The organism is Streptomyces sp. NPDC004629 (genome assembly GCF_042873595.1).
GTDB lineage: Bacteria > Actinomycetota > Actinomycetes > Streptomycetales > Streptomycetaceae > Streptomyces.
This window is the reverse complement of sequence record NZ_JBIALO010000001.1, coordinates 565,627-573,182: the sequence shown is the minus strand read 5'-3', so window position 1 is coordinate 573,182 and position 7,556 is coordinate 565,627. Positions and strand designations below refer to the sequence as shown.

6 protein-coding genes are annotated in these 7,556 nt (G+C 71.9%); all 6 read right to left on the bottom strand.

Annotation, left to right across the window (positions count from 1 at the left end; all coding sequences use genetic code 11):
• Window positions 1-196 precede the first annotated feature (196 nt).
• A complete protein-coding gene (locus ACFYTE_RS02495; protein ID WP_388703766.1) occupies window positions 197-1,957 on the bottom strand; it encodes a dipeptide ABC transporter ATP-binding protein in 1,761 nt (586 codons plus the stop codon).
• Complete coding sequence (locus ACFYTE_RS02490; protein WP_388703764.1) at window positions 1,954-2,952, bottom strand: ABC transporter permease; 999 nt, start codon at window positions 2,950-2,952, stop codon at window positions 1,954-1,956. The genes ACFYTE_RS02495 and ACFYTE_RS02490 overlap by 4 nt, the downstream gene beginning before the upstream one ends.
• A complete protein-coding gene (locus ACFYTE_RS02485) occupies window positions 2,949-4,064 on the bottom strand; it encodes an ABC transporter permease (protein WP_388703762.1) in 1,116 nt (371 codons plus the stop codon). Before ACFYTE_RS02485 ends, ACFYTE_RS02490 begins: the two co-directional genes overlap by 4 nt.
• 21 nt (window positions 4,065-4,085) lie before the next feature.
• Complete coding sequence (locus ACFYTE_RS02480; protein ID WP_388703759.1) at window positions 4,086-5,804, bottom strand: ABC transporter substrate-binding protein; 1,719 nt, start codon at window positions 5,802-5,804, stop codon at window positions 4,086-4,088.
• 181 nt (window positions 5,805-5,985) lie between these two features.
• Window positions 5,986-6,081, bottom strand: a complete 96-nt coding sequence (locus ACFYTE_RS02475) for an Ms4533A family Cys-rich leader peptide (protein WP_351729326.1) — start codon at window positions 6,079-6,081, stop codon at window positions 5,986-5,988.
• Window positions 6,082-6,137: 56 nt separating this feature from the next.
• Window positions 6,138-7,556, bottom strand: a 1,419-nt coding sequence (locus tag ACFYTE_RS02470; protein ID WP_388703756.1) for a DUF3152 domain-containing protein, incomplete at its 5' end; no start/stop codon positions are given.

The window sequence follows — 7,556 nt, the reverse complement described above, 5'->3', positions numbered from 1 at the left end:
GCCCGGGGGCCCCCCCCCGAGCCCCTTTGGGGGGGCCGGGGTGGGCCCGGGCGGAACAGGGGGCCACTCTGTTACGGTCAGGGGGGGGGGGGGCGACGGACGGTTGTCCGTCGCGCCACCAAAAGGGGTGAACGGCCGTAACTTTCGCGTGCGAATCGCGTTCTGTCGCGCTAAGAGATCACACGGACACGAAACGTCATGCCGTGGCCAGCTCCCGGCGGGCGGCCCGGCGGCGGGCCGCGACCTCGGGGTCGAGAGCGGGCACCGCGGCCAGGAGTTGCCGGGTGTAGGGATCCTGCGGGGAGTCGTACACGTCGTCGGCGGGGCCGGTCTCCACGACCCGGCCCCGGCGCATCACCGCGACCCGGTCGCTGACCCGGCGGACCACGGCGAGGTCGTGTGCGACGAAGACCAGCGCCAGCCCCAGTTCCCGCTGCAATTCGGCGAGCAGGGCGACCACTTGGGCCTGGGTGGTGACGTCCAGCGCGGAGACCGGCTCGTCGCAGACGATGACGCGCGGGTCGGCGGCGAGCGCCCGTGCGATGCCCACGCGCTGGCGCTGGCCGCCGCTGAACTCGTGCGGGTAGCGGTCGTAGTGCGCCCCTTCGAGCCCCACGCGCTCCAGCAGATCGCGTACGCGCCCCCGGATGTGCTCCTCGTCCCTCCCCCGTGCGCGGAGCGGGTCGGCTATGGACTCGCCCACGCTGCGGCGGGGGTTGAGGGAGGAGACGGGGTCCTGGAAGACCATCTGCACGGCCGGGTTCACCCCGGTGTGCGGGCGGCCCGCGTACTGGATCTCGCCCGCCGTCGGCTCCAGCAGGCCGACGAGCATGCGGCCGAGGGTCGTCTTGCCGCTGCCGCTCTCCCCCACGATGCCGAGGGTCTCGCCTCTGCGGACCGTGAGGGAGACGTCGTCCACGGCGGTCAACGCCCGCTTGCCGCGCCCGAAGACCCGCCGCAGACCGGCCGCCTCCAGGACGACCTCACCGGCCACGCGCGAGCCTCCGCCCGACGCACCTGCGACGCGCGCCGCGCTCTCGACGCCCGGCGCCACGGCATCCGACGCCTCCGCGCGCGGCGCCTCCCCCCGCCCGGCGCCCGCCCGAGCCACATCGGCCGGGGCCGCCTCCGCCCGAGCCACAGTCGCAGCCGCAGCCGCAGCCGCAGCCGCAGCCGCCCGAGCCTCGTCCACGCGCGGCACCGCGGCGAGCAGTTCGCGGGTGTACTCCTGTGCGGGCGTGGCGAGGACGGTGCCGACCGGGCCGTGTTCGACGGCCTCGCCGTGCCGCATGACCAGCACCTCGTCGACGCTCTCGGCGGCGACGCCCACGTCGTGGGTGACGAGCAGCAGCCCCATCCCGGTCTCCGCGCGCAGCGTGTGGAGCAGGTCGAGGATCTGCGCCTGGACCGTCACGTCCAGCGCGGTGGTCGGCTCGTCCGCGATCAGCAGGTCGGGCGCGCAGGCCAGCGCCATGGCGATCAGTGCGCGCTGGCGCATGCCGCCGCTGAACTCGTGCGGGCGCGACCGGGCCCTGCGCCGGGCGTCCGGGATCCCCACCCGGTCCAGGACCTCGACGGCACGCGCACGTGCCGCCCTCCGGGACACGCGCGCGTGCACCCGGTGCACCTCGGCGATCTGGTCGCCGATCGCGTAATACGGGTCGAGCGACGACAACGGGTCCTGGAAGACCATGGCGGCCTTACCTCCGCGCAGGCGCCGCAGTTCCTCGTCGGAGGCCCGCTGCACATCGGTCCCGGCGACCCGGACCGACCCACCGACCCGCGCGCCGGTGTCCCGGTGCAGGCCCAGCAGGGCGTTCGCGACCGTGGACTTGCCGGAGCCGGACTCGCCGACCAGGGCGAGCGCGGCGCCGCGCGCCAGCCGGAAGGACAGCCCGGCGACGGCCCGCAGGGGCCCGAACTCGACCGTGAGGTCCCTGACGTCCACCAGGCTCATGCGAGCACCACCCGTCGGTCGGCCACCGCGTACAGCACGTCCGCGACGGCATTGGCGATGACCACGAAGAAACCGATGACCAGGACCATGCCGACGACCACCGGCAGGTCGACGACGTTGACGGCGTGCACCAGTTCCTGGCCGATGCCGGGCAGGCCGAAGAGGGTCTCGGTGAGCACGGCGCCGCCGACGGCGGAGCCGACGTTGTTGGCGTTCAGCGCGATGACGGGGGCCAGCGCGCCGCGCAGCGCGTGCCGGCCGACGACGGATCGCTCCCCCACGCCATAGGCGCGGAAGGTGCGGATGTGGTCCTCCGCGAGCGTCTCCAGCATCGCCGCCCGGGTGAGCCGGGCGAACACGGCCGCCTCGATCAGGGCCAGCGACAGCCACGGCAGCAGCAGGTTCCAGGCCCACTGCTCGGGGTCGTCGGTGAGGGCGACGTACTGCGGGAAGGGCAGCAGGCTCAGTTCGCCGCAGACGACGATCATCAGCACGAGGCCGATGACGAAGACGGGGGTCGCCGTGCCCGCGAGGGTGACGGCGGTCAGCAGGCGCTCGGAGATCCGCCCGCGCCGCCAGGCCGACAGCACGCCGGTTCCGACGCCGAGCACGAGCCAGAGCACCATCGCGCCGAGCACCAGCGACAGGCTGACGGGCAGCTTGGCCAGGATGACGTCCATGACCTGCTGGCCGGTCTGGTACGAGAGCCCCAGGCAGGGCGCCGGGCAGTGCTCGACCGAAGTGCCGGTCGAGAAGTCCTGGCCGGCGACGAGCCCCTGCAGGAAGTGGCCGTAGCGCACGTACAGAGGGTCGTCGAGCCTGAGCTGCTGGGCGACCTGCTGCACCTGTTCCGGGGAGCAGCGCGGGCCGCAGGTGATCTGGGCGACGTTGCCCGGGGTGGCGTAGAAGACGACGTAGACGATCACCGAGATGGCGAGCAGGGTGACGACCGTGCCGACGGCGCGGCGCAGGACGAAGCCGCCGAAGCCGCTCATGCGGATCCCTCCTTCTCGATGGCACCGTCGGCGTGCCCGCGCCCGTCGGCGTCCTGGGTGCCGCTCGCGCGGCCGGTCCCGTTGCCGGTCGCGTCGCCGGGTCCGCTGCCGCTCTTACGGCTGGACCCGGCCGCGCGCCCGCGGCGCGTGCCGACGCGCAGCCGCGAGGCCGCGCGCGGGTCGAGCGCGGTGCGCACGCCGTCGCCGAGGACCGTCAGCGCGAGCACGGTCACGAACAGGGCACCGGCCGGGAGCAGCAGGTACTGCGGTGCCGCCTGGTACCAGACGTCGGCCGAGGTGAGCATCTGCCCCCAGGAGGGCGTCGGCGGCTTCACGCCGACACCGAGGAAGGACAGGGCCGCCTCGACGGAGATGTTCATGGGCACGAGCAGGGCGGCGTACGTGATGACGGGCGCGGCGAGTCCGGGTAGCAGTTCGCGCCGGGCGACGTGCCAGGGCCCCCAGCCGCTGAGCCGGGCGGCGGCTACATGGTCGAGCCCCTTGAGACCGAGCGTCTGGGCGCGCACGATCTTGGCTATGTTGCCCCAGGCGATCAGGCCGATGACCAGGGTGACCAGGACGGGCCGCGGGAAGGTCGACGGGACGATCGCGAGCAGCGCCAGAGCCATGATCATCAGCGGCATGGCGACGATGATGTCGGTGGCCCGGCTCAACAGTTGATCAACCCATCGGTTGCCGAGCGCGGACGCGACGCCCACGGCGACCCCGATCAGGACCTGCACCAGGGTCGCGGTCAGCGCGACCCCGAGTGACACGCGCGCCCCGTAGACCAGGCGCGCGAACAGGTCGCGCCCGGTCTGCGGTTCTACGCCAAGCCAGTGGTCGCCGCTGATCCCGCCGAACGGGCCGACGGGCACGCCGCCGCGGGCGGAGTCGACCAGCGCCGGGTGGTAGGTGGTCGGGTCCTGGCCCTCGACGGCGGTGAGCAGCGGCGCGGCGAGCGCGATCAGGACGAGCAGCGCGACGACGACCGCCGCGCCGAGGGCGGCGCGCTGCGTGCGCAGCCGCCGCCAGAACTGACGGGCCCCGGAGGCCGCCGGGACGGTGGTGTCCGTCCCGGCGGTCCGGGAGACCGTTGAGGTCTCGCTCATGACTGTGCTGATCCGCTCGGCCTACTTGACCGCGACCTGCGAGATGTCGAGGACTCCGGTCCAGTCGCTGATCACGATGTTCTTGACGTCCTTGCCGTACAGACGCTTGTAGACGGGGTGGAACAACGGCACGGTCAGGGCCTGTTCGCCGATCTTCTTGTCCAGTGCGCCCCACCTCTTGGCGGCGGCGTCAAGATCGGTCAACTTGTTGATCGCGTCAATCTCGTCATTGACCGACTTGTCATTGAGCAGGCCGGTGTTGAAGTTCGCGCCGTCCTTGACGATCTGGCGGCCGTCGAAGATCGGGGCGAGGAAGGGGCCGCCGGAGGGCCAGTCGGCACCCCAGTGGGCGAGGAAGAAACCCGGCTCGGTCTTCACGTTGTGGATCTTGTCCGAGTAGTCGTTCTCCTCCAGGCCCTGGAGCTTGACCGTGATGCCGGCCTTCTTGAGCGCGTCCTGGACGGCGGTCGCGATCTCCGGGCTGGTCTCGAAGTCCTTGCTGTTGGAATGGGTCAGGGTGATGGTCAGCCCGTTCGGGTGTCCCGCCTCCTTCAGCAGTTCCCTGGCCTTGGCGGGGTCGCCCGTCTCACCGGCCGGGAACAGGTCGTACGGCGTGTAGCCAAAGGACTTCTGGTCGGGCAGGAAGGTGGTCGCGGCCTCGGCGAGGGCCGAACCGCCGGCCGCGTTGATCACGGATGAGCGGTCGATGGCGTAGGAGATCGCCTGCCGCACCTTCGGGTCGTCGAACGGCTTGACCGTGGGGTTGAACGCGAGGTAGTTCGTGTAGCCGAAGTGGCCGGTGCCGACACGCGCGGCGAGTTCCTTGTCGCCGGTGACCTTGGCGAGTTCGGCCGGGCCGAGGTTGGTGTCCGTGGTGACGGCGGCCGCGTCCGCGCCCTGGGACGCCGACAGCCGCTGGTTGATCACCGAGGAGTCGAGCCCGGAGCGCACGTCGATGGTGTCCGGGTTGGCTTTGCGCTCGGCGTCCGTGGCGGCGGACCAGTGCGGGTTGCGCTCCAGGACCAGGTGTTCGCCGTCGTTCTCGTTCTTGACGACCTTGTAGGGGCCGGACGAGACGGGGTGCTCCTCGTACTTGGCGCCGGTGTCCTTGTCCTTCGGGACGGGCGTGAACTGCGTCTGGGTGGCCAGATAGGGGAACTCGCCCTCCGGCTTGTTCAGATGGAAGACGATCGTCAGGTCGTCCGGCGTCTCGATCGCCGCCAGCCCCTTCTTGTCCTTGTACGGCCCCTGGTAGTCGGCCGCGCCGGCCAGCCAGTCCCTCAGGTACGGGGCGCCGCCGGAGAGTTCGGGGGCGAAGGAGCGCTCGATGCCGTACTTGATGTCGGCCGAGGTGATCGGGGTGCCGTCCTCGTACTTGAGTCCCTTCTTCAGGGTGTACGTCCACACGGTCGCGTCCTTGTTGGGGCGCCCGGTGTCGGTGGCGAGGTCGGGGACGACCTCGGCGCCGGCCGCGCCGTTCTCCCGGTTGCGGGTGGTGAGGGTGCGGAAGACCAGGGACGGGACGTTGCCGCCGCCGGAGGTGTAGAGGCGGGCGGGGTCGAAGTTCTGTTGCGGGCTTGAGTTGAGGACCGTGAGGGTGCCGCCCTTGTGCGGCGCGGAGTCGCCACTCGACCCCTTGGCATCGTTGTCGTCCGGGCCGCAGGCGGCGGCGCCCGCTGCCACGACCAGGCCGACGGTTGCCGCTGCCAAGCGGCGCGCTGTGAGGGACGGATGACGCATCGGAATGACGACCTCTCGGTTGATGTCGAGGATTTCTCGAATGGCGAGACAGATGCACAAGGGGTGAGACGCATCTGTACAGACGTCCACCCCGGCGCCGGGTCGTCGAGAAGATCCGTGCCGTCGGCACGGGTCAGGAAAATGGTGGGTCAGGTCGCGACGCGAACGCCAGGGGCAGGCGTCAGCGACAGTGGATGTCGGCCACGCAGAGCGCGGTCACGCCGATCAGCGCCAGCTCGATGGCGGCGCGAGAGGTGACGGCATGGCAGGTCCACATGCGCAGAAATATGAACGAACAATCTGCACATGTCAATGTGACAGTAGCGACACCGGTCAACTTCCGGGGTAGGGCCAGGGGTTGGCCAGACAGTGGATTCCGTCATGGTCGAGGAACTTGGTCTGCTGCTGCATGACGGGCGCCGGCTGTCCGTCCTTGTCACAGGTGACATGGCCGTAGCCGAGCCGGTGGCCCACCTCGTGGTTGATGAGCATCTGCCGGTAGGCGTGGATCTCCTCGCCGTACGTCGGGCTGCCCTGCGCCCATCGATAGGCGTTGATCATCACGCGCTGGGTGGCGGCCGAGTCGCAGGAGACGTTGTCCTCGGTGGTGTCAAGACCGGACTTGGCGCACCACTCGGCGGTGGTGCCGGGGCTGGCGAGGGTGATGACGAAGTCGGGCTCGCCCGAGTGGATGCGCTCGAAGGTGCGGGCGCCGCCGTGGGCCCAGCTGCGGCGGTCGTTGAGCGTCTTCTGCACCGCCTGGGCGAAGAGTTCACCGTCCAGGCCGAGCCCCTGCTCCACGTCCACGCGGTAGGTGTACTTCCGGCCCGTGCCCGGCGCCTTGGCGATGCCGGGGATCGCCTCGAACCTGCCCGACGCCTTGAGCGTGGCACCGAGCGGGTACTTCTTGTCCATCTTCTGCCCGTACGTCAGCGTGACCACGTCCGGCGACGCGGACGCGGTGGTGCGGCCGTCGGCGCGCGAGGCGGGGTCCCGGGCGTCGCGCGCCTGGTCGGTGGTGGACCGCGGCTGCGCTTCGGCGTCGTCGCGGCCGTCGGTGACCTGCCCGGCCACGATCACCGCGAGCACGGTGGTGACGGCGGCGGCCGCGATCCCGGTGAACGCCCGGCCCTTGGCGCCCTTGGCGGGCGCGGGCGGGCCGGTCGGGGGCTCGTCGTCCTCGTCGGGCTCGCCCGCCACGGGGGCGGCGGGGGCGTACGGTTCCGTGTGCCGCAGGCCGGGCTCGGTGCGGGGCGCGAACACATCGGCGTCGGCATCGGCGTCGGCGTCGAAGGCGTCGAGGTAGTCCTGCCGAGGGCCGCCGCGCGGCACGGGCCGCTGCCGCGGCAGGGCGGCACCGGGACCAGCGGCGGCCGGCCCCGGGGCAACCCCGTGCCCCACACCGGTCCGCCCGCGCAACTCGCCCCAGCCCCCGCCGGATTCACGCTGCTCGGGATGCCCACCACGGGCCCGCGGCACCCCTTGCGCAGGCGTCCCGTCAGGCAACCGGGGTACCCCCCGCGCGGGAGTCCCGTCCGCCGGCCGGGGTACCCCACGAGCCGGAGTTCCGTCCGCCGGCCGGGGTACCCCGCGAGCAGGAGCCCCGTCGGGCAACCGCGGAAACCCATGAGCCGGAGTCCCATCAGGCAACCGCGGCACCCCCCGCGCGGGAGTCCCGTCCGCCGGCCGGGGTACCCCACGAGCCGGAGTTCCGTCCGCCGGCCGGGGTACCCCGCGAGCAGGAGCCCCGTC